This is a genomic window from Kribbella sp. VKM Ac-2569, from assembly GCF_004216905.1.
In the GTDB taxonomy this organism is placed as follows: domain Bacteria; phylum Actinomycetota; class Actinomycetes; order Propionibacteriales; family Kribbellaceae; genus Kribbella.
This window is the reverse complement of the sequence record NZ_SGXJ01000001.1, coordinates 438,937-463,899: the sequence shown is the minus strand read 5'-3', so window position 1 is coordinate 463,899 and position 24,963 is coordinate 438,937. Positions and strand designations below refer to the sequence as shown.

Below are 24,963 nucleotides of genomic sequence, written 5' to 3'. Positions count from 1 at the left end.
GAGTCAGTGCCCGAACCGGCTGGCGAGGAAGGGTTTCCCGAGGTCCGGGAGGGTTCCGGTGCTGACGGTGTCGGCCAGGATCTGCGCGGTGACCGGGGTCAGCAGTACGCCGTTGCGGTAATGGCCGGTTGCCCACAGCAACCGATCCAGACCCGAGGGGCCGAGGATCGGCGCGTTGTCCGGTGTGGCTGGGCGGAGGCCGGCGATCGACTCCACGAATTCGAGCTCGTCGATGATGGGCAGCACGGTCCGCGCATCGCGGAGCAGCGCGAACACACCCCCTGCCAGCACCCGAGTGTCGTAACCGAGCTCGGTGGTAGTCGCACCGATCACCAGCTCGCCACCTGGTCGCGGCACGAGGTAAACGGAGAAGCCGCGGGCTGTGGCGCGCACAGTGTGCTGGAGCGCCGGGCGGTACGCCTCCGGGACCCGCAACCGCAGTACCTCACCCTTCACCGGACGCACCGGAGGACGAAGTTCCTCGGGTACGCCGTCCAGCTGCGATGACCACGGTCCCGCTGCCGCGATGACGTGACCTGCGTGCACCGTGTCGCCGTTCTCGAGCTGTACGCCGAGTGCCGTCGTACCGGACGTGATGACTCGAGTGACGCGCTGGCGGATGAGCTGTACGCCGGAGAGCTCGACGGCGCGCAGCAGGGTCGCCACGGCCTGCCTGTTGTCGACGGAATGGTCACCTGGGACCCAGACACCACCGGAGACACCTGTGGCGAGCATTGGCTCGCGGCGGCGGGCGTCACGACCGGACAGCTCCTCCACCTCGAGGCCGAGGCGTCGCTGGTAGTCGGCGAGCCTGCGGAGCGCTGCAGCGTCGTCCACGTCGTACGCAACGGACAGCGTGCCGGTCTGGTGCAGGCCCGCGGGCTGTCCGGTCAGTTCCTCGAGCTCAGCCGCGAAGGCGGGCCAGGCGTTCACCGAAGCCAGGTTGAGGGCCAGCAGGTCGTCCTCGCCGTACTCCACCTCGGTGACCGGGGCAAGCATCCCGGCGGCGACGTTCGAGGTCTGCGCGCCTGGTGTGGGGTCACATATCGCCACCTGGACACCGTCTGCGGCCAGTCGCCAGGCCGTCGCCAAGCCGATCAGCCCGGCACCGATCACGACTACCTCGGAGGTGTGCTCAGGCATGCCGTAAGCCTACTTCTGCGGGGACATGGCAGGCTTTGGGGTGTGACTGACCACACCGACCGTCTCGCGGATGCCCGGCTCTACCTGTGCACGGATGCGCGCGAGAAGCAGGGCGATCTCGAACAGTTCCTGGACGCCGCGCTGGCCGGCGGCGTGGACATCGTGCAGCTCCGGCAGAAGGAGATGGAGGCTGCCGACGAGCTGGCGGCGCTGGAGGTGTTCGCGGACGCGTGCCGGCGACACGGCAAGCTGCTGGCCGTCAACGACCGCGCTGACATCGCGTTCGCTGCGGGTGCCGACGTACTGCACCTGGGACAGCGTGACCTGCCGGTGCACGCCGCTCGGGCGATCGTCGGGCCTGGTCCTGTCGTCGGGCGCTCGACGCACACGTTCAGCCAGGTGAACGCCGCGGTCGACGAGGTGGGCTCGGACTACTTCTGCGTCGGGCCGACCTGGGCGACGCCGACGAAGCCGGGGCGTCAGGCCGCCGGTCTGGACCTGGTGTCGTACGCGGCCGGTCGCAAGCAGTCGAAGCCGTGGTTCGCGATCGGTGGCATCGACCTGGAGCGGCTGGACGAGGTACTGGAAGCGGGGGCCTCGCGCGTGGTCGTCGTACGGGCGATCACCGAGGCGGACGACCCGGGGGAGGCGGCCGCCGAGTTCAGTCGGAGGCTGCGGTGATCAACAACCCGAAGGCCGCACGGATCGTCGCGGTCGTGGTGATCGCCATGCTGGTGATCACTCTGGCGGCGTCGCTGTTCGGCTGTTCGGCCGACAAGAAGGCGTCGTCCGATGACGTCGATCCGACCAGCGGTCTCAAGTACGTCGTCGTGACGGACCTGCCGAAGGAGGGGCAGGACACGCTGAAGCTGATCGACCAGGGCGGGCCGTACCCGTACAGCCGTGACGGTGTGGTGTTCGGCAACCTGGAGAAGATCCTGCCGAAGCACGACCGCGGCTACTACCACGAGTACACCGTGAAGACGCCGGGGGAGAAGGACCGAGGCGCCCGCCGGATCGTGACCGGTAACGCCGGCGAGCGTTATTACACGGACGACCATTACAAGTCCTTCCGCCGGATCGCGGAAGACGGGGGAACTTCATGAGCTCGCTGAGCACGCTGCTGGCCGAGGGGTTGCGGCCTGGCGTCTACCGTTGGCCATCCGCTTCGGGTGTTGCCGACGTACGCCGGGATGCTGCCGCCGCCGGGTTCGGCTTCGTGCTGCTCGATACCGGCGAGATCCACGACAAGACCGGGTTCCTCGACCTGTGCGCGACCGCGTTCGACCTGCCCCGCTGGTTCGGGCGGAACTGGGACGCGCTGGCCGACTCGCTGAGCGACCGGTCGACGGGCGCACCCGAGGTCGTGCTGTGGACCGGGCTGCGGCACCTGCTCGAACACGACCACGACACGGTCGACGTCGCGCTGCAGATCTTCGCCGAGGACACCACGAACTCCGGCCAGCTCCGGGTGCTCATCGCAGAGACGGAAACGCCCGACCTGCTGGGCTCATTGCCGGTCCTGTAGCTGGTCCTTCAGTTCGCCGAGGTCCGCGGCGAACAGCAGATTGCGACCGCGGTTGCTCTCCCGCACCCAGTCCGCGAGCGGCTTGCTCGCCGCGACCCGCTCCGAGATGTCGCCGACGACAGCCAGGCCCATCTGGTACGTCACGAACTTCTGCGTGATCGCACCGGCCCGCCCACTGCTCAGCTCGAAGAACTCGTCGCCCAACTGCTCCGGCGCGACCGCGATCCACTCAGCCTGATGCGCATAATGCGCGTCGACGATCAGCTGTACGGCGTCACTCTCATCGGTGAGCGCGGTGTCGCTCACGTGGACCTGCACCCCAGCCAGTAGCACCATGTACCCCAAAATACCGTAAGTGCCTGGAATCAGCCATTTATAGGGAATTCTAAGGAAGTGCTCTACGCTGAGGGGATGGCCCAGGAGCTGTATTCGGTGGAGCAGGTGGCGAACCAGTTGGGCCTGCACGTTCGTACGATCCGCAACTACGTCCGCGACGGGCGCCTGAAGGCGGTGCGGATCGGGAAGCAGTACCGGATCACCCGCGAGGACCTCGAGGAATTCACCGGTACGCCGGCCGCCGTGATCGACGTCGACCGCTCCGCGCGGCACGTCGAGGCGTCCAGCATCGTCCACATCGACGCGGTCGACCGAGCCACCGCCGACCGTCTCAGCACCCACATCCACGGCGCGCTCAACCAGCCCGAGGCGGTCCACCTCAAGGCCGAGACGATCTACGACGAGGAGCGCGCCGTCCTCAAGGTCATCATCCTCGGCAACCTCTCAGCCACCGCAGACCTCCTCCGCCTGATCAACATGCTGGCGGAGCAGTAGCTAGACGACGCGTGAGGTTGCCGCGACGGCTAGGTCGGTGAGGGCCTTGCGGGCGGTGTCGTCGGCCAGGGGAGCGCTGTCGAGGGCATCGAGCGCGTCCTCGGTGCGTTCGGTGATGAGGTCTTCGCAGGCCTGTACGGCGCGGGAGTCCTGGAGGATCTCGCGGAGCAGCTGGATCTCGTCGTCGTCGAGGTCCGGGCGTCCGAAGAGCCGGTTGAACTCGGTCAGCTGGATCTCCGACGCGTGGTCGACGGCGTACGCGATCAGGACCGTCCGCTTGCCCTCACGCAGATCGTCCCCAGCCGGCTTGCCGGTCAGCGCGGGATCCCCGAACACCCCGAGCAGGTCGTCCCGCAGCTGGAACGCTTCGCCCAACGGCAGCCCGTACCCGGACAGTGACGAGATCAACTGCGCGTCCCCGCCGCCCAACGCGGCACCGACGTGCAGCGGCCGCTCGATCGTGTACGTCGCCGACTTGTACCGCAGCACCCGCAGCGCCAGGTCCATGTCCGACTCGCCACTCGCCTGCGCGAGCAGATCGAGGTACTGCCCGGCCGTCACCTCGACCCGTACGGCGTCGAAGTACTGCTCCGCCCGGGCCAGTGCGGCCGCGTCGAATCCCGACGTGTGGAGCAGCTCGTCGGCCCAGATCAGGCACAGGTCGCCGAGCAGGATCGCGGCGCCGACGCCGAATCCGACCGGATCCGCTCCGTGTCCGGACTTCGCGGCCCGTTCCCGCTGCAGCGCCTCGAACCGGCGATGCGCGGCCGGCGCACCCCGTCGTACGTCCGAGGAATCCATCACGTCGTCGTGCACCAGCGCGCTGACGTGCAGCATCTCCAGGCTGGCCGCGGCGGTCAGGATCGGCTGCGCCGGATCGCCGCCCGCGGCCCGGAAACCCCAGTAGCAGAAGGACGGACGCAGTCGCTTGCCGCCGCTGGTCGCGTCCCGCGCGGCCTGCACCTGCTCGGCCAGTTCCGGCCCGATGGCGGTCAGCCGCTTCTCCTGCCGGTCGAGGAAGCCGCTCAGTGCACGCTGGATCTCGGCCGGGATGTCCACATCGCCATACACGTCTCGGAGCGTAGTCGGTAGGCAGACGTGACTGGCCACCGCGGGTAACCTGACGTCATGGCCAACGGTCTTCCCTCGACGCGTCCCGGCGGTGCGCCGACGATCCGCCAGCTGCTCGCGTCCGGAGACCGGTCGTTCTCGTTCGAGTTCTTCCCACCGAAGACCCCCGAGGCGGAGGAGGTGCTGTGGCGGTCGATCCGCGAGATCGAGCAGCTGCGCCCGACCTTCGTCTCGATCACGTACGGCGCCGGCGGGACCACGCGTGACGGCACCATCCGGGTCACCGAGCGGGTCGCGCAGGACACGTCGCTGACGCCGCTCGGGCACCTGACCTGCGTCTCGCACTCCCGCGACGAGCTCCGCTCCGTGATCGGCGCGTACGCCGGATCCGGGGTCCGCAACATGCTCGCGCTCCGCGGCGACCCGCCGGGCGGCCCGAACCAGCCGTGGATCGCACATCCCGAGGGACTGAACCACGCCACCGAGCTGGTCGAGCTGATCCGTTCGCTCGGCGACTTCTGCGTCGGTGTCGCTGCCTTCCCGGACAAGCACCCGGAGGCGGCCTCGCTCGAGACGGACGCGCAGGTGCTCGCCGCGAAGGCCCAGGCCGGCGCCGACTACGCCATCACGCAGATGTTCTTCGGCGCCGACGACTACTTCCGGCTCGTCGATCGGGCCGCCGCGCTCGGCTGCGACATCCCGGTGCTGCCGGGCATCATGCCGGTCACGAACATCAAGCAGATCCAGCGGATGGCGGACCTCACGGGTATGGCGCTACCGGTCGCCGTCACCGACCGGCTGCTCGCCGTCGAGGACGACCCGGCCGCCGTCCGCGAGGTCGGTGTCGAGATCGCGACCGAGTTGTGCGAACGCTTGCTGGCCGGCGGCGCGCCCGGCATCCACTTCATCACGCTGAACAGATCCACGGCGACGCGGCAGGTGTTCCGCAACCTCAAGGCCTCCGTCGTATCCTGACGCAATGGCTGACCCGTCGGACCTGTTGATCGACCGCACTCTCGTCCTGCTCCGGCACGCCAAGGCGGTGCCGCCGGAGACGCTGCCGGATCTCGAACGACCGCTGGCCGACCGCGGCCGCGCCGACGCGAGCGCCGCCGGCCGGTACCTCGTTGCCCAAGGCATCGAAGCGGACCTGGTCCTGTGCTCGCCGTCGAAGCGCACCCGCGAGACCTGGAAGTACGTCGCCGAGGCCGGCGTCGGCGCCAAGGACGTCTGGTACGACAAGCGCATCTACAACGGCGACACCGACGGCATCCTGGACGCCATCCACGAAACCCCGGCCGAAGCCCGCACGGTGATCGTCGTCGGCCACGCGCCGGGCATCCCGTGGCTCGCCGACGAGCTCGCCCTGGACGGCACCAGCCCAGAGCGCGTCGAGCTCACCCAGAAGTACCCGACCACGGGCCTCGCGATCCTGCACCTCACCACCCGCTGGGCCGACCTCTCGGCGAACGACGCCGACCTCGTGTCGTACGTCGCACCGCGTGCCTAAGAGGGCAGCCAGCGGGTGGTGCTGTTGACGGTGATCAGGCGCTGGGTGGCGCGGGTGAGGACCACGTAGAGAGCTCGTACGCCGCCCAGCGTGTCGCTGACGATCCGGTCCGGTTCGACGACGACCACTGCGTCGTACTCGAGGCCCTTGGAGTCGAGTGGGCTGACCGCGACGACCCGTGGGTCGTTCAGCTCGGCGAGGACCGGGTCCACGACCGGGCGGAGCGCCGGCGGCACGATGACGCCGACGGTGCCCTCGACCAGCTGCAGCAGCTCCACGGCCGCGTCGCCGGCGGCCGCGGGGACCTTGCCGGCGTCGAAGACCCGGTGCTCCGGCTCCACTCCGGTACTGCGGACCGCGTTCGGCAGGTCCGCGTCCGGGATGGACTGCCGGATCACCTCACCGGCGAACGAGTAGATCTCGGCCGAGTTCCGGTAGTTGGTGGACAGCCGGAACGCGTGCCGCTGCAGATGCGACAGCATCGAGTCCATCGCGGCCCGAGCTTCGTCCGGGTCGGGCCAGGAGCTCTGCGCCGGGTCGCCGACGATCGTCCAGCTGGCCTGCGGTCCGCGCCGAGTCACCATCCGCCACTGCATGGGGGAGAGGTCCTGTGCCTCGTCCACCAGCACGTGCGCGTACTCCTCCGGCTCCTCCGCCTCCCGTGCAGCCGCGGCCCGGGCCCGGCGCTCGGAGCTGGTCAGTACTTCGTTGACGCCGTCCGAGAGCCCTTCGAGCCAGTCGAACTCCTCGTCGGTGTTCTCCACGATCGGAGGACGTCCCAGGAACCCGCTCAGCTCGTCCAGCAACGCGACGTCGGCAATGGTGAACTCGTCGGTCGTACGGATCGCCGTAGCGAGTGCGTCGATCTCAGCGGGGGTCAGGTCGTTGCGGGCCCATCGCTGGAGGCGGCGCGGGTCACCGAGCCACCGCAGTACCCCTTCTGGGGTCACCACCGGCCACCACTGGCTGAAGAACGTGCGGAACGCCGGAGTGTCGGCGACGCGGTCGCCGAACGCCTCGCGGTCGCCGAGAGGCCCGTTGCGCAGGTCCTCCGGGAACCGCTGCCACAGCGCGGCGATCAGGCCCTTCCGCGCCTCAGCGGCGGCTCGGTTGCGGGGCGTGCGGCGCAGCGCGTTCCGCCGTACGTTGTCGAGCTGGTTGGCGTCCAGCTCGACGGTGGCGCCGCCGAGGAACACCCGCAGGTTCGTCGGCGCGTTCGGCACCCGGTCGCGGGCGGCGCGTGACAGCACCGCACGCATCCGCAGCGAGCCCTTGATGGCGGCTGCTGCGGCGTTGTCGACCGCAGTGGCCTTCACTCCGTCGACCAGCTCGCCGACAGCGCGCAGCGAGACCGTGTTCTCACCGAGGCTGGGCAGCACCCTCTCGATGTAGGCCATGAACGCGGCCGACGGTCCGACGACCAGTACGCCGCCACGCTCGAAGCGCCGGCGGTCGCTGTACAGCAGGTACGCCGCACGGTGCAGAGCGACCACCGTCTTGCCGGTGCCCGGTCCGCCACCGATGACGGTGACGCCGCGGGCTGGTGCCCGGATCGCCTCGTCCTGCTCGGCCTGGATGGTGGCGACGATGTCGCGCATCGTGTGCCCACGGGCCCGCGACAGCGACGCCATCAGCGCGCCCTCGCCCATCACGGGCAGGTCCTCCGGTGCCCGCTCCGGCGCCAGCAGGTCGTCCTCGAGACCGACGATCCGCGCACCCTTGTTCCGCAGCACGCGGCGGCGGACGACCTTCTGCCGGTCCGTCGCGGTGGCGCGGTAGAACGGTTCGGCAGCGGGCGCGCGCCAGTCGATCACCAACGGTTCGTACTCCGCGTCACGAACGCCGATGCGCCCGACGTACAGCTTGTCGAGCTCGGCCGAGGTCGTGGCAGCCGGCTCGTCGTCGCCGTGGTCCGAGTCGAGCCGGCCGAACACCAGGCCCTCGTGCTCGGCGTCCAGCTCGGCGATCCGGCGCGCGGCGGCGAACACGAGCACGTCGCGCTCGTACAGACCGGTCTGCTCCTCGTCGCGGACACGCCCGACGTTCTGCGCCTGGCCGCGCTGGTGGCCGTCGACCGCGATCCGGGACGCCGACCGCGCGGCCTCCTCGACCCGTCCGTACACCCGGTCGACATGCTGTTGCTCCGCCGCCAGCTCAGCCCGCTCCACGCCGTCAGGGACGTCATGGTTGTGGTGATCGGCCGATGTGGGGGTTTGATCCACCGAGGTCCTCTCTACGGCCGGGACCCGCCCCGACTCAGAACACAGGAACAACCAATCTTAGTTGGCTTCCCTGTCCAACCCCACAGGGGTCTCAGGCCTTCCCGATGGCGTCCGCCACGATGGCCGCGCCGAGTGTGGTGGCGGGCACACCAGAGCCCGGGTGCGCGCCCGCGCCGACGCAGTACAGGCCCTTCACCGGTGACACGTTCGTGGCCCGGCGGCGGGCGGTCTTGTAGCCCTCCCAGGCCACGCCGGCCCACCAGGACGGCGACGTCTGCCGCGACACCACGTTCTCCCGGACAGGCAGCCCACGGGCGACCAAGAGATCCAGTACGTCGTCAGTGGGGTAGCCGTGGACCAGCACGGACCAGGCCTGGTGCCCGGCGGGTGCTGTACCACCTGTGCGGACGACTACGGTCGGTGTCCCGTGCAGCACGGTCTCGAACGGCAGCTGCGGCACCGGGTCCTTCAGACCGAGATGTACGACGTACGCCGCCTGCGCCTGGTGTGTGGACAGGATCCGCTTGCGGGTCTTCTTGGCGACCGGATCGTCGACGAACAACTCGTAGAGGATCCGTGGGTCGACGTCGCTCACGACGATGTCTGCGCGCAGCTCCTCACCGTCAGCGAGCCGTACACCGGTCACTGCACCACCTGACGTCGAGACGGCGACCACCTCGGCGCTGGTGCGCACAGTGATCTTCCGCTCGCTGGCGCGCTGTACCAGGGCGTCGGCCAGTGCGCCGAAACCACCTGCGATCGTCCAGCGGCCGAAAGTGCGCTCCAGGTAGGACCAGACGCCGACGTACCCCGGTGTGAGGCTGGCGTCCGATCCGCCTTGGGCTGCGAAGTGCCGTAGTACCGCACGGGAGCGGTCGTCGGTCAGCTCGCGCTGTGCGACCTTCTCCAGCGACTGCCAGGGCTTGAGTGCGCGGATGGTCTTCATCGGCAGCTTGTCCTCGAGCGGTGGCTCCAGTGAGGTCTTGCGGAGGATCTGCCACGTGTCGCCGTACGCGTCGACCAGTGCGGTCCACAGCGCGGCCACAGGTGCACCTGCCAGGTCGGTCCACGCTTCTTCTTGGGCACCGCGATCGCTGACGGGCAGGTCGAGTACGGAGCCGTCAACGAACATGTGGCGACGTGGCTCGGACACTGGGTCCAGCTGCACCAGGCTCTCGATCGGACGGCCGCTCTTGCGGAAGAGGTCGCGCAGCGCGGCCGGCAGCGTCGTACTGGCGGCTCCGGCGTCCCAGGTGAACCCGTCCGCCTCAACGCGGCCGAGAGCGCCACCCAGGTGCTCGTTGCGTTCGCAGATGGTCACCTGGTGGCCGAGCTTGGCCAGCCGCACAGCACTCGCGAGACCGGCCAGACCGGCCCCCACGACAATCACGTTCGCCATCAGGCAGCACTGCTCCCAGTTGCAGGGGTACTACGTTTCTCGCGCCATGCCTTGAACCTGACATACCCGCGCCGGATGAACCTGAACGCGAAGTACACCCCGATCAGTCCGAGGAGCAGCAGCACGCCGGCGATGACGAGCGCGATCTCCGGGTGGAAGGCGGCCAACGACATCACACCGGCGACCGCGACGTCCTCACCGGACGACGCGGCGATGTTGGTGACCGGCTCGGGGGAGGTGTTGATCGCGAGCCGCAGACTCGACTTCACCGCATGCGAGAGCAGCGCCACCAGGCCGCCGGCGGTCGCGATCAGGGCCTGCTGCAGCGTGCTCGCCTGACCGGACATCAGCGCGGCGAGGACCGCGCCGATCACCGGCCGGACGACGGTCGAGATCGCGTCCCACGCGGAGTCGACGTACGGGATCTTGTCGGCGACGAACTCGACCGCGAACAGGACACCCGCGACGATCAGGACCGGGGTCGTGGTCAGCGAGTGCGGTACGTCGTCGGCACCGGCGAACCGGCCGAGCAGACCGAGAATCAGCACGCAGGCATAGGCGTTCACCCCACTGGCCCAGCCTGTCGTGACTGCCAACGGCAGCGCTTCCATCGTGCTACTCCGTAACCCTCGGCACCGGCATGATTTCGTCAGTATCGAACTCGACGACGTGAGTTTTGGTTAACCGTTGACATCCGCGTCGCCCCGACCCACAGTGACTAGGCTGCCAGTCTGTGTGACCGGCCCCCGCCCTACGGGTTCAGGAGAACAATCATGCTGCGTCGTCCGAAGATTCTTGCCGCACTCGCTGCGGTAGCGCTGCCGGCCGCCCTGGTCGGCGTGTCGTTGGGAGGTCCACCAGCCGCGGCCGCACCGCCCGATGCGGCGTCGGCGTTCAGTCAGGCCGCCGCGAAGTACGGCGTACCGGAGTCGGTCCTGCTCGCCGTCTCGTACGCCGAGTCCCGCTGGGACGACCACGCCGGCACGCCGAGCACCACAGGTGGCTACGGCCCGATGCACCTCACCTCGCTGGGGGACTCGGAGGTCGAGGACCTGTCCGGCAAGCAGAAGGTCGCCACGGCCGAGTCGCTGCAGACGCTGCAGAAGGCGTCGGAGCTGACCGGCCTCGAGCAGAGCGCGCTGCGCACCGACGTGACCGCCAACATCAGCGGCGGCGCCGCGGTGCTGGCGTCGTACCAGAAGTCGCTCGGCCTGCCGGTCGGCGCGAACACCTCTCCGGCCGAGTGGTACGGCGCAGTGGCGTCGTACGCCGAGGCTCCGGACAAGGTCGGCGCGGGCGGATTCGCCGACGACGTCTACTCGATCATGGCCAAGGGCGCGGCCCGTACGACGAACACGGGCCAGCAGATCGTGATGCCGGCGCTCGCCGTGACACCGGACAAGTCGCAGATCAGCAAGCTGTCGCTGCCGGCCGGTGTGCAGCCGTCCACCTCCGACGTGGAGTGCCCGCCGTCGCTCGGCTGCGAGTGGCTGCCCGCGCCGTACTCGGAGTTCGGTGACGGCGACTACGGCAACCACGACCTCGCCGACCGGCCGAAGACCGGCAAGATCGACTACATCATCATCCACGACACCGAGGGCACCTGGCAGGGCGTGCTGAACCTGGTGCAGGACCCGACGTACGTGAGCTGGCAGTACACGATGCGGTCGTCGGACGGCCACGTCTGGCAGCACGTGAAGGCCAAGGACGTCGCCTGGCACGCCGGCAACTGGTACGTGAACATGCACAGCATCGGCATCGAGCACGAGGGCTTCGCAGCCCAGGGTGCGACCTGGTACAGCGAGTCGCTGTACCGCAACTCGGCCAAGCTGGTGACCTACCTGGCCGCCAAGAACAACATCCCGCTCGACCGGGCGCACATCCTCGGCCACGACCAGGTGCCGGGTACCGTCCCGTCCACGGTCCGCGGCATGCACTGGGACCCGGGCCCCTACTGGGACTGGGAGCACTACATGGACCTGATGGGCGCGCCGATCTGGGGCAAGTCCGTGTTCCCGGTGCGCACCGGGTCGATCGTCACGATCAAGCCGGGCTTCGCCGGCAACGTCCAGGTCATCAACAGCTGCGACACCCCCGGTACGCCGTGCAAGCCGCAGGGCACCAACTTCATCTACCTGCGTCAGGCGCCGGACGACAACGCGCCGCTGGTCAAGGACCTCGGTCTGCACCCGGACGGGTCGAACGGCACCACTGAGGTCTCCGACATGGGCTCCCGGGCCGCAGCAGGTTCACAGTACGTCGTGGCCGAGCGGCAGGGCGACTGGGTGGCTGTCTGGTACCTGGGTGCGAAGGGCTGGTTCAAGAGCCCGGCGTCCGCTCCTGACGCGTTCGCCAAGCCGGGTCTGGTCGTGAAGCCGAAGGCCGGTCTCACGTCGGTGCCGGTGTATGGGCGTGCGTACCCGGAGCAGTCGGCGTACCCGGCAGGGATTCCCTACCAGACGGTGACGCCGCTGCAGTACTCGATCGGTGCGGGGCAGGCCTACCCCGTGAGCGACCTGAACATCGAGACCGACTACTACCGCGCGGTGACGTTCGCCGGAGAGCCGCCGGCGGATCACGTCCAGGTGCTCGGGACGGACAAGTACTACCAGATCTGGTTCGGCCACCGGATGGCCTACGTACGGGCCGCCGACGTGGACGTGCGACCAGCCGTCTAGTCTGTGTGCCGTGATCGACGAAGCCGTCCAGCCGTTGCTGGACGGCTTTGTCACTTCTCTGCGTGAAGTCGCTGCCGTAGAGGCGGTCTGGCTGCACGGCTCACTGGCACTGGGGGACTACCAGTTGGGGCGCAGCGACCTGGACGTGGTCGCGGTCGTCTCCGCGCCGCCTTCACCGGCTGTGGCCGACCTTCATCGGGAGCTGATCCGCGCGGACCCGTTGGCCGCCAAGCTGCATTGCTCGTACATGCTGACGTCTCAGCTGGCCGACCCCTCGGTGCGGCACCCGACGTTCGCGCAGGAGCGGTACTTCGACCGCCCGGTGACGCCGGTGACCCGCCGAGAGCTTGCCATCGGCAACCGGACGCTCTACGGACCGGCGCCGGACCAGTTGCTGCCGGCGACCACCGACGAGGAACTGTTCGCGTTCATCCGCCGCGATCTGCGGGAGTTCTGGTTGCCGGTCGCCCGCAAGCGAAAGCCCTGGTACCACGACATCTGGGTCGACCTCAGCCTGCTCACGATCGCCCGCGCGCACGTCACGCTCGCCACCGGCGACCTGATCACCAAGCGCGCGGCCTTCGACGTGCTGCCCCGTCTCGGGGCGCCCGCGGACGTCGTCGAGGACATCAGGCGCCGCCGCTACGGGCCGGAGTCCCGGACCGGACCCTGGTGGCGGCACACCCGCGCCGGCCTGACCCGGCGCTTCGTGCGGACCGCGATTCCCGCCGTACTCGGTCGATAAAGCTCAGTTGACGGTGATCGGGGTGCCGTCGGTCAGCTCGAGGAGTTCGGCGTACGTCGTCGGGAACACCGAGTGCGGGATGCCCGCGGCGGCCCAGATCACCGGGTACTGCTCGAGCGCGGTGTCGACGTACGTCGGGACGCGGCCGGGGTGCCCGACCGGGGCGACGCCGCCGATCGACTGACCGGTGTGCTCCTTGACGAACTCCGGCGTGGCCCGCTTCAGCTTCGCGATCCCGAGCTCGGCCGCGACCTTGGCGGTGTCCACCCGGTGCGCACCCGAGGTGAGGATCAGCACCGGGGCGCCGTCGCCGTTGAAGATCAAGCTGTTCGCGATCGCTCCGACCTCGCAACCGAGCTCCGCCGCCGCGGCCGCCGCGGTCGGCACCGCCTCGTCCAGAATCACGATCTCGCCGGTCGCGCCGGCCGCCCCCAGCGCGTCCGCCACCTTCTGCACATTGGGATGACTACTCACAGACGCGAGCTTATGCGGCACTTCCGCCACCTCCGCGGGTGGGTTGGGTTGCTCCGTCGACCTCGGCCGCCCCACGCGCTGTCAGCACAGCCGGGGTTATCCCCTCGCGTGCAGGGTTCTCCACTCATGTATCAGTAGAGAACCCACAACACGAGGGGATAACCCGTCGTCTGAGCCCGGAGTGGGCTGATCACACTCACGCACCGGGTGGGGGAGCTGCTTATGCGAGGGTGGCGGCGCCGAAGGAAACGTTGAAGCGGTCGCACCAGATTGCGACGCTGCGGAAGCTCTCCAGGTTCAGGTCGTGGGGTACCACGTAGTTCTGGTTGCCGTGGTTGCCTTTGAGGCTGCCGAGACTGCGGTACTGGCCGTCGTCGAAGACGTGCCAGCCTGCGCGGCCCGGGGTGACCTGGGCGTCGCTGAGCCAGACCTTGAGGTCGGGGCCGTCCGAGGTGTCGAGGTTCTCGATCCGGAGGACCCGGCTGCCGTCGGGGAGTGCGAGTACGGCGACCGTGCCGGACGTCCGGTGTTCATGCGTGATCAGCTTCCCGGTCAGGAGAACTTTCGGCTGCGGCCTCGGTGGCTGCGTCGGTTGCGGCGTCGGTTGTTTCGGCTCGACGGAAACTGTCGGTGGCGTCGTCGACGATGAAGTCGTGGAGATAGGAACAGCGCCGGGCAACGCCTCGTCGACGACCTTGTCGGTGGCGAGCCGCCACGGCTGGAAGAGCGGCAGCGCGACCGCTGCCACCACGACGGCGACCGCCGCCGCGGCGATTCCGGCTGTCCGTTTCCGCATCGTGCGTCCCTTCGCCTCGGTGCTTCCAGTCTGGCGGCCGGAGCAGCCCCGCGGCGACGCGCCGGGCTTACGGACCGTTGACGACTGTCGGCGGGCGGCGCTACGCTTCCATTGTTCGAACAGATGTTCGATTACCTCGGACTCGGTTTCGTCGGGAGGCCGGACCGAGGTGAGCCGGACAGCTGAACGGCCCCGGTGCGGAGTTGCGGCCGCATCGGAATCCGGTGGTCCCGGCGGGTCGGGCACCGGGGTGGTACTCGACCCCCACCCCGTGCCCACCCGCCGGGCCGCCGGCTCGGGGCCCGGCCCTCGACGCAGAGCCAGATCTGAAGCAGCGCCGGGTATGAACAGGAGGCGATGGAGCATGTGGGAGTTCGACGACGCCGTCGAGGTGCACACGGTGCCCGTGGACGGTGTGCAGGCCCCCGACCAGTTCCTCTGGCGCGGCCGGCTCTGGCGGGTCCGCACGATCAGGTCCCAGTGGACCGAGACCGCCGTCTGGTGGGAGCGCGGCGTCATCGGCACCGGCCAGATCCACGACCCACGCGCCCACGCCGATTCGCTCGCGCGGATCGATGCGGCCACCGTCGCCGAAGCGTGCTCGGCAGCCCGCACGACCACTCGTCCTACCCGGACGCACACAGCCGGCGTGGCAGCGGCGGCCAACCCCCGTTCACGCCCCGCTGCCACGCTCCCCGGACCGGACGACATGACCCCGGCAGCAGTCGGAGTGCTGGACGCCGACTGGGGACCGGAGCGGGCGGTCTTCCGCGTCGAAGCCGGCTGCGGAAGGTTCGGACGGCAGGAGATGTTCGATCTCGCCCACGACCCGGACTCGGGCCGTTGGCAACTGGAAAGGGTGACCGACCGATGACTGTTTCACCGGTATCGCCGGCCGCGGCCGGCGCGGCCAGCCGAGAGCTGTCCCGTGCCCGCGCCGCCCTGGCCGAGGCTACGGAGACCAGCGACCACCTGATCCGCTACTCGAGCGCGCACGTCGCGGCGCTCCGGGTGGCGGCCGCGGTCCTCGCCGTCCGCGCCCGTCCGGTCCGCTCGAGCAGCCGCCGCAGGATCCAGCGCAACGCCTGGGTGCTGCTTGCCGAGGTCGCGCCGGAGTTCGGCGAATGGGCCACGTTCTTCGCGGCGGGCGCCTCCCAGCGCGCCGCCGCCGAGGCCGGCCTGGAGCGCGCCGTCAGCACCCGCGAGGCGGACGACCTGGTGCGCGCCGTCGACACGTTCTACACCCAGGTGGAAGCCAGCCTGCGCCTCTCCACCACCCCGGTGCTCACCGCGACCACCGACCCCCAGTCCGTCCTCACCCAGCCCTGGATGCAAGCCAGCTAGATCAGACCCCGCACTGAGGAGATCCCGACCGTGAGCGAACCCTCGAGAGGTCTGGGCGAGGACCTGTGTGGTCGCGTCCATGCCCTCACCGGCGCCGAGTGCTACCTGCCGGACACGCACTACCCGCGACCCCACCAGGCGCTGTCGGGCGACTCCTGGCACGACGGCCTGTGCACGCAATGCGCCGGCTCCGGCATCCAGTCCGAGGTTCAGTCCGGCATCCGATCCGACTTCCTGTGTCCTACCTGCAACGGCACCGCCTTCGAACCCCTGACCCTCCCCGACACCTACCAGCCCGGCTGAGTCACAGAGCTGAGTCACAGAGCCGAGTCACCGAAAGTGTTCAAAGGTCGGCCGGACAGCGTCTAAGGTCGGCGGGGTGAGCGGACTTCCGGTGTTGGACGTCGAGGAGCAGCGAGTTCTCGGGAGCTTGCTGGAGAAGCAGGCCACGGTGCCGGCGTCGTACCCGTTGACGGCGAACGCGTTGCGGACGGCGTGCAATCAGACCAGCAACCGGGATCCGGTCGTCGACTACGACCAGGGCACCGTGGAGCGGACCGCGCGGACGCTGCGCGATCGGGAGTTGTTGCGGATCGTCTGGGCCGACGTCGGCCGGCGGACCTTGAAGTATCACCAGATCCTCGACGAGAAGCTCGAGCTCGAGGAGGATGAGCGGGCTCTCATCACGGTGTTGCTGCTGCGCGGCGCCCAGGCGCCGGGTGAGCTGCGGACGCGGACCGAGCGGCTGTACAAGTTCGAGGACCGGAGCGACGTCGAAGCGTGCCTGCAACGGATGGCCGCGCGCCCCGACCCGCTGGTGCGCGAGCTGGAACGTCGCGTCGGGCAGCACGATCGCCGCTGGATCCACCTCCTCGGCCCCGTGTCCGAGGCGGAGGCGGCCGCCGTCGTCGAGAGCGTCGACCGGGACACGGTCATCGCCGACGGCGCGGACGAGCGTGATGCCCGCGTGCGTTCGGCGTACGACGCTGTTGCGACGACGTACGCGGACGAGTTGCTGGACGAGCTCGATGCGTTGCCGTTCGAACGCTGGCTGCTCGACCGGGTGGTTGCCCACGCCAACGGTCGCCCGGTGGTGGAGGTCGGCTCCGGCCCGGGCCACGTCACGGCGTACCTCGCCGACCGGGACGCGGATGCCACTGGCGTCGACCTGTCGCAGGAGATGGTTGCCGAGGCTCACCGGCGGTTCCCGCACCTGAGGTTCGAGGTCGGCGACCTGCGCCGCCTCGGCCGGCCGCCGACGAGTTCCGGCTGGGCGGCGGTCCTCGGCTGGTACTCGCTCATCCACCTCGCTGCGTCCGAGTTCCCCGACGCGATCTCCGCGCTGACGAGGCCGCTCGACCCGGGCGGTTGGCTGGTGCTCGCGCTGCATGCCGGCGAGGAGATCAGCCACGTCGACGAGCTCCTCGGTCACGAGGTCAACCTCGACTACGTCCTGCACGATCCGGCGTACGTCGTGAGCGTTGTCGAAGCCGCCGGCCTCACCGACACCGAGTGGTACCTGCGCGGGCCGATCACGACCCGCGCCGAAACCACCCGCCGCCTTTACGTCATCGGCCGGGCCCCGTCCTGACGGGACCCGGCCGTCGCACCGGCAGAGTCCCGTGCACCAGCAGGTCCGGTGAGGCAGCAGCTCCCTCCGATTGCTGCCTCAGCTGGACCGGCCGGTGTGTCAGGCCTTGGCGTACGTCTCCGCTGCGAGCGACTCGAACTCCAGGCTGACCGCCGGATCGTTGCCGACGACCCAGGCGTCGTGACCTGGTTCGATGACGTAGGCGATGCCCGGCACCAGGTTCGCCTTGGTGCCGTCGTCGTGGACGACCTCCATCTCGCCCGACAGCAGGGTGCCGACATGGCGGACCTGACACGAGTCGCCGCCGATGACCGGACGGATGCACTCGGACCAGCGCCAGCCGGGCTGGAAAGTGACCCGGGCGACACTCGCACCCGGCAGTTTGACGACGTCGACGCTCGTCTTGTCCGGTGTACGTTGCTCGTCCGGCTCGTCGAAGGACTTACTGAAGATGGCCATGATCCCTCCCTGGTGATCGCATCTCCCCTTGTGCCGAGAGTGCGCCGATCGCGCCTCCGGCGATAGATCCCACGACTTATCGACTGCTTACGACGCCTTGCGAACGGTCGGCAGGCGGTCGGCGGGATGGACCGGGCGGAGTGGAAGTAGGGTGTGGCGCGGTGGGGTGGTGATGGGGGACCGGCTGGAGGGTTGATGGTGGAGCGGCGGCGGCGCAGCGTGCGGACGGCGTTGGTGGGAGAAGCGCTGCGGGTCGCGTTGGCGGAACGCAAGCGGACCGATCCCGGCGCTGGATCGGACCGACTGGACATCGTCGACCTGGGCGGCGGCACCGGCGGGTTCGCGGTTCCGCTGGCGGTCGAGGGACATCGGGTGACGGTGGTCGACCCGAGCCCGGACGCGCTGGCCTCGCTGGAGCGCCGCGCCCGGGACGAAGGCGTGAGTGAGCTGGTCCGCGGCGTCCAGGGTGACGCGGCCGAGCTCCCCGGGCTGGCGGGGGAGTCGAGCGCCGATGCCGTCCTGTGCCATGGGGTGCTCGAGGTCGTCGACGACCCGGTCCAGGCGCTGCAGGCGATGGCCTCGGTACTGCGGGAAGGCGGCGTACTGAGTCTGCTGGTTGCCCAGCGCAACGCGGTCGTCCTGGCCCGGGCGCTGGCCGGTCATCTGGCCGAGGCGCGGATCGCGCTGCAGGATCCGGAGGGGCGCTGGGGCGCGACCGATCCGATGCCGCGGCGGTTCGACGAGGCCGGGATCACGGGGCAGCTGGCGGATGCCGGGTTCGTGGTGCAGACCGTGCACGGCGTCCGGACCTTCGCCGATCTGGTGCCGTCCGCGTTCGTCGACTCCGAGCCGGGGGCCGCCGAGTCGCTGGCCGAGCTCGAGCGGGCGGCGAGCCGGCATCCGGCGTTCCGCGCGCTGGCGACGCAGCTGCACATTCTCGCGACGCGCTGAGCGGGAGCCGTTGCACCAGCTGAGGCTTCGCGACGGAGGGTGACAAACACGCTACCTCCGGCACGGTCAGCGGGGTGGCTGCTGTCAACCGGCTGTGAGCGACACGCCGAAGGACACACGTTTGGGACCGCCCTGGCCGGGGCAGTTGCCGGACCGTGACGCGCTGGACAGCCGGTCAGGGTTTCGTGTGACGCGGGCGCGGCCTAGACTGGAGGCGGCCTATCGAGATCGCGCTCATCATGGAGGGATCGACGGTGCCCCTCTCGGAAGAAGAGCAGCGCCAGTTCGAGCAGCTCGAACGTGCCCTTGCTGCGGAAGACCCGAAGTTCGTTTCCGCCATGCGTGGGACCAATGTGCGCTTGTACTACAAGCGCCGGGCAGTGCTTGCCGGCGTTGGATTCGTGCTGGGCATCGTGGTGCTGATGACCGGTGCGATCATCCCCAACACCATCATCGGAGTCATCGGCTTCGTGATGATGGTGGCTTGCCTGTACATCGCAGCGCTGAGCATGAAGCGGATCAGCAACGCGGGAGAGTCCGACGACATCCCGCCGCCGCCTCCGCCGACAAAACGGCACCGGACCAAACACGACTCGTCCGGCAGCTTCATGGAGCGCATGGAAGACCGCTGGCGCCGCCGCCGCGACGAGGACCTCTGACAGGCCCCGCCCACTCTGACCTGAGAACCACACCCGTGCCCTGGTGGAACGAGTGTGGTTCTTTTAGTCCCACCCGTCGCCTCGGCCCGTGAGCGTGGCACTGTTCATCCATGCTCACCATCGGACGCCTCGAGCCGGCTGACCGCGACGTCTGGCAGACCTTGTTCGCCGGCTACAACGAGTTCTACGGCCGCACTATGCCGGACGAGTTCTTCGAGGACGCGTGGAGCAGGTTCCAGCGCGACGAAGAGGTGCACGCGCTCGGAGCACGCCTGGACGGAAAGCTGGTCGGGATCGTGCACTTCCTGACACACGCGAGTACGACGGCGCCTGACTCCTGCTACCTGCAAGACCTGTTCACGGCGCCGGAGGCCCGCGGTCGCGGTGCGGCGCGGGCGCTCATCGAAGCTGTCACCGGCTGGGCTCGTGAGCGTGCGTGCGGACGCGTCTACTGGTCGACGCACGAATCCAACGGCACGGCCCGCCGGCTCTACGACCAGGTGGCCGAGAACCGGGGCTTCATCCTCTATCAGATCCCGCTGTAGCAGGCCGTCAGTTGGTGTGGGCCCGCTTCGGGAGGATCAGCGAGCGGAGACGGGCCAGGAGCAGGTCGAACTCGTCCAGGAGATCGGACGCCTCATTGGTGCCTCGGCTGAGGTACCAGCGCCACGACGGCGGCAGCAGCCGCGCCCTCCAGCGGCGACGAGCGCGAGCCCGCGACCACAGCGCTTGCCGTACGGCGGTTGCGTCGTCGCGAAGGTCCAGCTCGAGCTCGGCGTCCCCGGCGTACCGCAGTGCCTCGATCCCGCGGGCCACCCGGCGCGCGGCCGGGTGCGTGTCCTCGGGCAGCTGGGACGTCAGCCACTGGCCGGCCTGACGTGGTGTCGAGATGTCGGACCAGTCGAGGCCCAGATCCCGCGACGTGTCCCGGATCTCCGCCCACAACCCTTCGGCTCCAGCGCGTCCCGGCGGTCGCAGGAAACGCCGTCGCCGGGTCAGCGTCCGGACCAGCCAGGGGATGGACAGCAGCAGGACCGCACCGAGCCCGCCGGCGATCACCTTCGCGCCGCCGTTGGTGAACCAGTTGCCGGAGTCAACGATCGCGGTCCCGCTGTCGCTCGGCAGGTTCGGGTCGTTCTTCGGCTTGCTGATCCCGGGGGTCTCCTTGCCGCCCGGCGTCGTCGGCACGTTGGTCGGCGCCGTCGTCGGGCTGGTCGGGTTCTCGTTCGAGGCGACCGTCCAGTTCGGCGTGGCCGCGACCCGCGCGGACGGTGTCGGCTCGAACCGGACCCAGCCGATGCCCTGGAAGTACAGCTCCGGCCAGGCGTGCATGTCGTGCATCTTGACCGTGAACTCACCGTCCTTGCCGGCCGTGCCGGGCAGGAAGCCGATCCCGACCCGGGCCGGGATCCCGATGATCCGTGCCATCAGCGCCATCCCGGTGGCGAACTGCTCGCAGTACCCTTCCTTGTTGTTCAGCAGGAAGTCCTCGAGCGCGGCCATCCCGCTGCCCTTGGAGTTCTGCGTGCTGTAGGTGAAGCCGCCGCCGCTGCGGAACCAGTTCTGGATCAGCACGGCCGCTTCGAACTTGTTGTCCTTGGCCCCCGCTGTGATCTCGGCCGTCTTCTGCTTGATGTCCAGCGGCGTCTTCCCCGGTACGACCGTCGTGTACTGGTCCGGGGCGCCGGTGGTGATCGCGTCGTGCAGCTGGTCCGGGGTCGGCGTCAGGTCGTACGACGTCAGCTTGTACTTCTTGCCGCCAACGATCGACCCGTTCGACGAGACCACGTCCAGCGAGCCGGCGTCGTACCGCCAGTCACGCTTCAGCGAGATCGAGTGCAGCGGGTACGGGACCGGGACGAACTGGGAGCGGAACGTCCGGGTGACGTCGATCTCCATCGAGGACTGCTGGACCTTGGTCAGGTCGCCGGTGTAGCCCGGCGGCGGGGTCAGTTCGCCGCCGTTCAGCTTGTGCCCGGGGGAGCGCGGCGCGATCCGCCAGGTGTTGCCGTCGAACAGGTCGAGCGCGGTCAGTCGCAGGTACGTGCCGCCGGTCGGGCCGCCCTTGTAGGTGAGCGCGACGACGTTCTCGCCGCGTTTCAGGTTCTTGCCCATGTCCAGCATCGGGTCGGTCGACGAGATGCTCGCGCCGATCCCGGTGCCGGTCCCGCCGCCGGCCAGGCCGTTGCCGATGACACCTTCCGGCAGCGTCGGCAGCAACGCGGGCAGCAGTGCGGCGATCGCGACCACGGTCAGCCCGATCCGCCGGCCGGCCTGACCGAGCGCCGACGCCTCGACCGGCTCGGCCGCGTCGAGGTGCGAGACACCCGAGATCCGGCGGCCCCAGCGGCTGAGCCGGCTGCGGCCTTCCGCGGACAGCAGCACGATGTAGCCGATCGCCGGCGGGATGAACAGCAGCCACGGCAGCCCGCCGTGCACCGTCGCGGCCGGCACGGTGTACATGATCAGCAGCAGCAAGCCGGACCATGCGGCCTGCCGGAGTTGTACGGCGATGACGTGGATCAGGAACCCGGTCGCCGAGATCACGGACACCGCGAACAGGGTGAGGTGCGAGTCCTGGGGCAGCGGCGCGCTGAACCGGTTGATCGAGTCCATCGCGTCGACGAGCTGTGAGTTGAACTCGATCGCGGTCGCCTTCAGCGGGAGCAGCCCGAACTTCATCGTGCTGTGCAGGAAGAACAGCGACAGGAGCTCGATCAGCACGAGCAGTTGGACGATCGGCACGACGATCCGCGGGGTCCGCAGGTTCTGCAACAGGACGCCGACGCCGGTCACCAGGGCGCACAGGAACGCGCTGATGAACAGGAACGGCCCGGAGAACACCGGCGTGAGCACGAGCGACCCGAGCACGGTCGCTCCCCAAGCAGCGATAGAAATCCTGGCGTGACCGGTCATCGGGCCTCCCGGCCTGGACTGAGGAGCGGAGGGAGCGAAGCGACCGGAGCGACGAGGGAAGGACGGGAGTTCCAGCCCGATGACCCGCCGCGCCGGAGGCGTGGCATATGCACTGTCATGCGATCCTTCCGCTCCTCAGTCCGAGGCCGGACCAAACGGTCGGTAGGTGGTCGCCGCGGCGGACTCTGGCTACTCGCCAGCCGTTCCGGCGCAGCTCGTTCTCGGTGGCGTCCGTGGCGGCGGTCAGACGGGCCGCCTTCTCGGTCGCCTCGGCGCCGACCGCCCAGCTGGCGGCGTCCAGAACCAGCGCGACCCCGGTCGCCTGGCCGGTCCGCCACCGGTTCAGGGCGGTGACGTCCTCGGTCCCGCACGCGCCGAGGATCGCGATCACGAGGCTCGGGTCCTGCGCGTGCCGGTCGACGGTCAGCAGCGGACCGAGCTCGGCGTACTTGTGCTCCTCGACAGTCGCGCACTCAGTCAGCAGCTGCTGCTGCGTGAGCGGCTGGTGCACCGCCGCGGAAGTCCGGTGGGTGATGGCGGACAGCGTGGTCGGCCCGCCGAGCATGGTCGTGACGTAGCCGCGCCGCATCCGGTCGATGCCGATCGAGGCGGCCGCGCTGACCGCCCACTCCAGGCTGGACGACGGACCGTGCCCGTGGTGCGAGATCACCCGCGCGTCCAGGAACAGGGAGCACCGGCTCTGCCAGGGCTGCTCCTCGCGACGGACCATCAGCTCGCCACGCCGCGCGGTCGATCGCCAGTGCACCCGGCGCAGGTCGTCGCCGTCGCGGTACTCGCGGACCGTCGCGTCCTCCTCGCCGGCGGCCGCGATCGCCCGCGGCCGGTTCTCGCCCGACCCGGCGCGGTCAGCGCCCAGCCGGATCTCGGGAAGCTTGTAGACCCGCGGCGTGACCAGCAGGTGCTGGCTGCGCGTGAACGTCCGGCTCGTCTCCACCAGCCCGAACGGGTCGGCCACCGTCAGCATCAACGGCCCGACCTGGAACAGTCCTCGTACGTCGGACTTGACCGGGTAGGTGACCGTACGACGCCAGTTCGGGCTCACCCGGTCCACGACGAACCGCGGCCGATGACCTAGTACATAAGGAATGCGGTCCTCGAGCAGCAGCAGCCCCGCGGGCATCCGGCCCTGGTTGCTCAGCGTCAGCTCCACGGTCGCCTGCGTCCCGACCGGCACCTGGTCCGGCGCGAGACTGCGCCGTACCTGGAGTCGCAGCCGGGTCCGTCCGACGACGAGCGCCGCCACGACCGGCAGCGCGGCCAGGAGGATGCCGACGCGCAGCAGGTCCTTCTGGCCGAGCAGCAGCGCGCACAGTGAAGCAGTGAGACCGGCCGCGACGAACGCCCGACCTCTGGTGGTCAGTCCGCGCAGTGCCTGCCGCATGTCTCAGTCCCGGCGGGTGCGGGGGAGCGGCACGCTCGCGACCAGCCCGGAGATGATGTCGGCCGCACCGCGCCCACCGAGATGCGCTTCGGCCGCCGGCAGCACACGGTGCGCGAGCACCGGTACCGCGAGCTCCTGGATGTCGTCAGGCAGCACGAACTCCCGTGCGTCGAGAGCAGCGGCCGCGCGGGCCGCCCGGATCAGGTGCAGCGTCGACCGCGGGCTGGCGCCCAGACGCAGCTCCTGCGAGCGGCGGGTCGCGCCGACCAGCGCAACGGCGTACTCCTTCACCGACTCGGACACGTGCACCGACTGCACCGTCTTCACGAGCCGGAGGATCTGCTGGCCGTCGGTGACCGGCTGGAGGTTCGCCAGCGGGTCGTCGGCCGCGTGCCCGTCCAGCATCCGCAGCTCGGCGGCCGGCTCCGGGTAGCCCATCGAGACGCGGGCCATGAAGCGGTCGCGCTGCGCCTCGGGCAGCGGGTACGTGCCTTCCATCTCGATCGGGTTCTGGGTCGCGATGACCATGAACGGCGACTCGAGGTGGTACGTCGTGGTGTCGACGGTGACCTGGCGCTCCTCCATGGACTCCAGCAGCGCGGCCTGGGTCTTCGGCGAGGCACGGTTGATCTCGTCGCCGACGACGATGTTCGCGAACACCGCGCCGGGCTTGAACTCGAAGTCGCGGATCTCCTGGTTGAAGACCGAGACGCCGGTGATGTCCGACGGCAGCAGGTCCGGCGTGAACTGGATCCGGCGCACGGTGCAGTCGATCGACTTCGCCAGCGCCTTGGCCAGCATCGTCTTGCCGACGCCCGGCACGTCCTCGATCAGCAGATGTCCTTCGGCCAGCAGGACCGTGATGGCGACCTCGACGACGTCGGGTTTGCCCTCGATCACCGTCTCCATGGCCCGGCGGACACGGCCCGCCACCTCGGACAGCTCGTCGAAGTCCCCGGCTCCTGCCAGCGGCGAGCTGGTCGCGGTGGTGCTCACTCGGTGTCCTCCCCATTCGTTGACTGCCGACACATTCTCACCCGCTGTAGGGGTCGGGCCTAGGGCCGCGGGAGTTTCGTTACCTGGCGTTTCGGTGTTCATCGGCACACGCCCTCACGGCGGGGTCGGAAAACTAGTTCCTACCCAGCGTACGGGCGGCAAAAGCCGCATGCGGGGCGTACGACGCCACGAACATCCGACTGGTTCACGGTTCGGGCCGCCGAATAGTTCACCGATCGCCGGATCCG

At 69.3% G+C, this 24,963-nt stretch carries 27 protein-coding genes; 15 read left to right on the top strand and 12 right to left on the bottom strand.

What is annotated here, in order from left to right; translation table 11 throughout:
- Positions 1-3: 3 nt before the first annotated feature.
- Positions 4-1,143: a glycine oxidase ThiO gene (gene thiO, locus EV649_RS02125; protein ID WP_130379929.1), complete on the bottom strand. Its 1,140-nt coding sequence runs from the start codon at positions 1,141-1,143 to the stop codon at positions 4-6.
- A 42-nt stretch (positions 1,144-1,185) separates the two neighbouring features.
- Here thiO and thiE point away from each other — a divergent pair, with 42 nt between their 5' ends.
- Genes thiE through EV649_RS02110 form a run of 3 tightly spaced genes read left to right on the top strand, consistent with a single transcriptional unit; the run spans position 1,186 to position 2,671 of the window.
- A complete protein-coding gene (thiE, locus tag EV649_RS02120) occupies positions 1,186-1,824 on the top strand; it encodes a thiamine phosphate synthase (RefSeq protein WP_130379927.1) in 639 nt (212 codons plus the stop codon).
- Positions 1,821-2,249, top strand: coding sequence for a ribonuclease (locus EV649_RS02115; RefSeq protein ID WP_198682268.1), 429 nt, complete (start codon positions 1,821-1,823; stop codon positions 2,247-2,249). Before thiE ends, EV649_RS02115 begins: the two co-directional genes overlap by 4 nt.
- Entirely contained in the window at positions 2,246-2,671 is a 426-nt protein-coding gene (locus EV649_RS02110) for a barstar family protein (RefSeq protein WP_130379925.1), read from the top strand. Before EV649_RS02115 ends, EV649_RS02110 begins: the two co-directional genes overlap by 4 nt.
- On the opposite strand, the gene EV649_RS02105 is transcribed toward EV649_RS02110, so the two are convergent.
- Positions 2,654-3,007 carry a DUF4180 domain-containing protein gene (locus tag EV649_RS02105; RefSeq protein WP_130379923.1) on the bottom strand — a complete coding sequence of 118 codons (354 nt, stop codon included), beginning with the start codon at positions 3,005-3,007 and terminating at the stop codon, positions 2,654-2,656. The genes EV649_RS02110 and EV649_RS02105 overlap by 18 nt on opposite strands.
- A gap of 75 nt (positions 3,008-3,082) precedes the next feature.
- Between EV649_RS02105 and EV649_RS02100 the strand changes: the two genes are divergently transcribed.
- A complete protein-coding gene (locus tag EV649_RS02100; protein ID WP_130379921.1) occupies positions 3,083-3,502 on the top strand; it encodes a helix-turn-helix domain-containing protein in 420 nt (139 codons plus the stop codon).
- Here EV649_RS02100 and EV649_RS02095 read toward each other — a convergent pair whose 3' ends face one another.
- Positions 3,503-4,573 (bottom strand): polyprenyl synthetase family protein, encoded by a 1,071-nt coding sequence (locus EV649_RS02095; protein ID WP_130379919.1) that lies wholly within the window; start codon positions 4,571-4,573, stop codon positions 3,503-3,505.
- Positions 4,574-4,630: 57 nt separating this feature from the next.
- Here EV649_RS02095 and metF point away from each other — a divergent pair, with 57 nt between their 5' ends.
- Both metF and EV649_RS02085 read left to right on the top strand, forming a co-directional pair.
- Positions 4,631-5,548 carry a methylenetetrahydrofolate reductase [NAD(P)H] gene (metF, locus tag EV649_RS02090; RefSeq protein ID WP_130379917.1) on the top strand — a complete coding sequence of 306 codons (918 nt, stop codon included), beginning with the start codon at positions 4,631-4,633 and terminating at the stop codon, positions 5,546-5,548.
- Positions 5,549-5,552: 4 nt separating this feature from the next.
- The gene (locus EV649_RS02085) at positions 5,553-6,083 is read left to right on the top strand and encodes a histidine phosphatase family protein (RefSeq protein ID WP_130379915.1); all 531 of its coding nucleotides are present in this window, start codon (positions 5,553-5,555) and stop codon (positions 6,081-6,083) included.
- Here the strand turns inward: EV649_RS02085 and EV649_RS02080 are convergent.
- The 3 genes from EV649_RS02080 to EV649_RS02070 form a co-directional block, all read right to left on the bottom strand.
- Entirely contained in the window at positions 6,080-8,251 is a 2,172-nt protein-coding gene (locus EV649_RS02080) for a UvrD-helicase domain-containing protein (RefSeq protein ID WP_347233113.1), read from the bottom strand. The two genes, EV649_RS02085 and EV649_RS02080, sit on opposite strands and share 4 nt — an antisense overlap.
- 145 nt (positions 8,252-8,396) lie before the next feature.
- A complete protein-coding gene (locus tag EV649_RS02075; RefSeq protein ID WP_130379911.1) occupies positions 8,397-9,704 on the bottom strand; it encodes an NAD(P)/FAD-dependent oxidoreductase in 1,308 nt (435 codons plus the stop codon).
- Complete coding sequence (locus EV649_RS02070) at positions 9,704-10,315, bottom strand: DUF4126 domain-containing protein (protein WP_130379909.1); 612 nt, start codon at positions 10,313-10,315, stop codon at positions 9,704-9,706. The genes EV649_RS02075 and EV649_RS02070 overlap by 1 nt, the downstream gene beginning before the upstream one ends.
- Positions 10,316-10,477: 162 nt before the next feature.
- Between EV649_RS02070 and EV649_RS02065 the strand changes: the two genes are divergently transcribed.
- On the top strand, positions 10,478-12,382 hold the full coding sequence (locus EV649_RS02065; protein ID WP_130379907.1) for an N-acetylmuramoyl-L-alanine amidase: 1,905 nt from the start codon (positions 10,478-10,480) through the stop codon (positions 12,380-12,382).
- 10 nt (positions 12,383-12,392) lie between these two features.
- The gene (locus tag EV649_RS02060) at positions 12,393-13,127 is read left to right on the top strand and encodes a nucleotidyltransferase domain-containing protein (RefSeq protein WP_130379905.1); all 735 of its coding nucleotides are present in this window, start codon (positions 12,393-12,395) and stop codon (positions 13,125-13,127) included.
- A 3-nt stretch (positions 13,128-13,130) separates the two neighbouring features.
- Here the strand turns inward: EV649_RS02060 and EV649_RS02055 are convergent, their stop codons facing one another.
- Both EV649_RS02055 and EV649_RS02050 read right to left on the bottom strand, forming a co-directional pair.
- On the bottom strand, positions 13,131-13,601 hold the full coding sequence (locus tag EV649_RS02055) for a YbaK/EbsC family protein (RefSeq protein ID WP_130379903.1): 471 nt from the start codon (positions 13,599-13,601) through the stop codon (positions 13,131-13,133).
- Between the two features lie 220 nt (positions 13,602-13,821).
- Positions 13,822-14,397: a DM13 domain-containing protein gene (locus EV649_RS02050; protein WP_130379901.1), complete on the bottom strand. Its 576-nt coding sequence runs from the start codon at positions 14,395-14,397 to the stop codon at positions 13,822-13,824.
- A 364-nt stretch (positions 14,398-14,761) separates the two neighbouring features.
- Here EV649_RS02050 and EV649_RS02045 point away from each other — a divergent pair, with 364 nt between their 5' ends.
- From EV649_RS02045 to EV649_RS02030, 4 genes are all read left to right on the top strand, one after another.
- Positions 14,762-15,271 carry a DUF6504 family protein gene (locus tag EV649_RS02045; protein WP_206751581.1) on the top strand — a complete coding sequence of 170 codons (510 nt, stop codon included), beginning with the start codon at positions 14,762-14,764 and terminating at the stop codon, positions 15,269-15,271.
- The gene (locus EV649_RS02040; RefSeq protein ID WP_130379897.1) at positions 15,268-15,741 is read left to right on the top strand and encodes an SAV_6107 family HEPN domain-containing protein; all 474 of its coding nucleotides are present in this window, start codon (positions 15,268-15,270) and stop codon (positions 15,739-15,741) included. Before EV649_RS02045 ends, EV649_RS02040 begins: the two co-directional genes overlap by 4 nt.
- 30 nt (positions 15,742-15,771) lie before the next feature.
- On the top strand, positions 15,772-16,044 hold the full coding sequence (locus EV649_RS02035; protein ID WP_130379895.1) for a hypothetical protein: 273 nt from the start codon (positions 15,772-15,774) through the stop codon (positions 16,042-16,044).
- 76 nt (positions 16,045-16,120) lie between these two features.
- Positions 16,121-17,332 carry a DUF480 domain-containing protein gene (locus EV649_RS02030; protein ID WP_198682267.1) on the top strand — a complete coding sequence of 404 codons (1,212 nt, stop codon included), beginning with the start codon at positions 16,121-16,123 and terminating at the stop codon, positions 17,330-17,332.
- Positions 17,333-17,431: 99 nt separating this feature from the next.
- On the opposite strand, the gene EV649_RS02025 is transcribed toward EV649_RS02030, so the two are convergent.
- Positions 17,432-17,791, bottom strand: coding sequence for a cupin domain-containing protein (locus EV649_RS02025; RefSeq protein ID WP_130379893.1), 360 nt, complete (start codon positions 17,789-17,791; stop codon positions 17,432-17,434).
- Between the two features lie 195 nt (positions 17,792-17,986).
- Between EV649_RS02025 and EV649_RS02020 the strand changes: the two genes are divergently transcribed.
- From EV649_RS02020 to EV649_RS02010, 3 genes are all read left to right on the top strand, one after another.
- The gene (locus EV649_RS02020; protein WP_130379891.1) at positions 17,987-18,742 is read left to right on the top strand and encodes a methyltransferase domain-containing protein; all 756 of its coding nucleotides are present in this window, start codon (positions 17,987-17,989) and stop codon (positions 18,740-18,742) included.
- A gap of 239 nt (positions 18,743-18,981) precedes the next feature.
- On the top strand, positions 18,982-19,401 hold the full coding sequence (locus tag EV649_RS02015) for a DUF3040 domain-containing protein (RefSeq protein WP_238155274.1): 420 nt from the start codon (positions 18,982-18,984) through the stop codon (positions 19,399-19,401).
- A gap of 110 nt (positions 19,402-19,511) precedes the next feature.
- Complete coding sequence (locus tag EV649_RS02010) at positions 19,512-19,946, top strand: GNAT family N-acetyltransferase (protein WP_130379889.1); 435 nt, start codon at positions 19,512-19,514, stop codon at positions 19,944-19,946.
- A 7-nt stretch (positions 19,947-19,953) separates the two neighbouring features.
- On the opposite strand, the gene EV649_RS02005 is transcribed toward EV649_RS02010, so the two are convergent.
- The 3 genes from EV649_RS02005 to EV649_RS01995 all read right to left on the bottom strand — a co-directional run bounded on the left by EV649_RS02005 (position 19,954) and on the right by EV649_RS01995 (position 24,628).
- A complete protein-coding gene (locus tag EV649_RS02005) occupies positions 19,954-22,317 on the bottom strand; it encodes a DUF3488 and transglutaminase-like domain-containing protein (protein ID WP_130379887.1) in 2,364 nt (787 codons plus the stop codon).
- A 115-nt stretch (positions 22,318-22,432) separates the two neighbouring features.
- Positions 22,433-23,719: a DUF58 domain-containing protein gene (locus tag EV649_RS02000; RefSeq protein ID WP_130379885.1), complete on the bottom strand. Its 1,287-nt coding sequence runs from the start codon at positions 23,717-23,719 to the stop codon at positions 22,433-22,435.
- A 3-nt stretch (positions 23,720-23,722) separates the two neighbouring features.
- Positions 23,723-24,628, bottom strand: a complete 906-nt coding sequence (locus tag EV649_RS01995; RefSeq protein WP_241998071.1) for an AAA family ATPase — start codon at positions 24,626-24,628, stop codon at positions 23,723-23,725.
- Positions 24,629-24,963 lie beyond the last annotated feature (335 nt).

Excerpts from the sequence above, each read along its gene's own strand:
- EV649_RS02070 (WP_130379909.1), bottom strand. The coding sequence starts at position 10,315 with ATGGAAGCGCTGCCGTTGGCAGTCACGACAGGCTGGGCCAGTGGGGTG.
- EV649_RS01995 (WP_241998071.1), bottom strand. The coding sequence starts at position 24,628 with ATGGAGACGGTGATCGAGGGCAAACCCGACGTCGTCGAGGTCGCCATC.
- EV649_RS02065 (WP_130379907.1), top strand. The coding sequence starts at position 10,478 with ATGCTGCGTCGTCCGAAGATTCTTGCCGCACTCGCTGCGGTAGCGCTG.
- EV649_RS02025 (WP_130379893.1), bottom strand. The coding sequence starts at position 17,791 with ATGGCCATCTTCAGTAAGTCCTTCGACGAGCCGGACGAGCAACGTACA.
- EV649_RS02050 (WP_130379901.1), bottom strand. The coding sequence starts at position 14,397 with ATGCGGAAACGGACAGCCGGAATCGCCGCGGCGGCGGTCGCCGTCGTG.
- EV649_RS02075 (WP_130379911.1), bottom strand. The coding sequence starts at position 9,704 with ATGGCGAACGTGATTGTCGTGGGGGCCGGTCTGGCCGGTCTCGCGAGT.
- EV649_RS02005 (WP_130379887.1), bottom strand. The coding sequence starts at position 22,317 with ATGACCGGTCACGCCAGGATTTCTATCGCTGCTTGGGGAGCGACCGTG.
- EV649_RS02085 (WP_130379915.1), top strand. The coding sequence starts at position 5,553 with ATGGCTGACCCGTCGGACCTGTTGATCGACCGCACTCTCGTCCTGCTC.
- metF (WP_130379917.1), top strand. The coding sequence starts at position 4,631 with ATGGCCAACGGTCTTCCCTCGACGCGTCCCGGCGGTGCGCCGACGATC.
- EV649_RS02010 (WP_130379889.1), top strand. The coding sequence starts at position 19,512 with ATGCTCACCATCGGACGCCTCGAGCCGGCTGACCGCGACGTCTGGCAG.
- EV649_RS02000 (WP_130379885.1), bottom strand. The coding sequence starts at position 23,719 with ATGCGGCAGGCACTGCGCGGACTGACCACCAGAGGTCGGGCGTTCGTC.
- EV649_RS02110 (WP_130379925.1), top strand. The coding sequence starts at position 2,246 with ATGAGCTCGCTGAGCACGCTGCTGGCCGAGGGGTTGCGGCCTGGCGTC.
- EV649_RS02105 (WP_130379923.1), bottom strand. The coding sequence starts at position 3,007 with ATGGTGCTACTGGCTGGGGTGCAGGTCCACGTGAGCGACACCGCGCTC.
- EV649_RS02015 (WP_238155274.1), top strand. The coding sequence starts at position 18,982 with ATGGAGGGATCGACGGTGCCCCTCTCGGAAGAAGAGCAGCGCCAGTTC.
- EV649_RS02020 (WP_130379891.1), top strand. The coding sequence starts at position 17,987 with ATGGTGGAGCGGCGGCGGCGCAGCGTGCGGACGGCGTTGGTGGGAGAA.
- EV649_RS02100 (WP_130379921.1), top strand. The coding sequence starts at position 3,083 with ATGGCCCAGGAGCTGTATTCGGTGGAGCAGGTGGCGAACCAGTTGGGC.
- EV649_RS02045 (WP_206751581.1), top strand. The coding sequence starts at position 14,762 with ATGTGGGAGTTCGACGACGCCGTCGAGGTGCACACGGTGCCCGTGGAC.
- EV649_RS02040 (WP_130379897.1), top strand. The coding sequence starts at position 15,268 with ATGACTGTTTCACCGGTATCGCCGGCCGCGGCCGGCGCGGCCAGCCGA.
- thiO (WP_130379929.1), bottom strand. The coding sequence starts at position 1,143 with ATGCCTGAGCACACCTCCGAGGTAGTCGTGATCGGTGCCGGGCTGATC.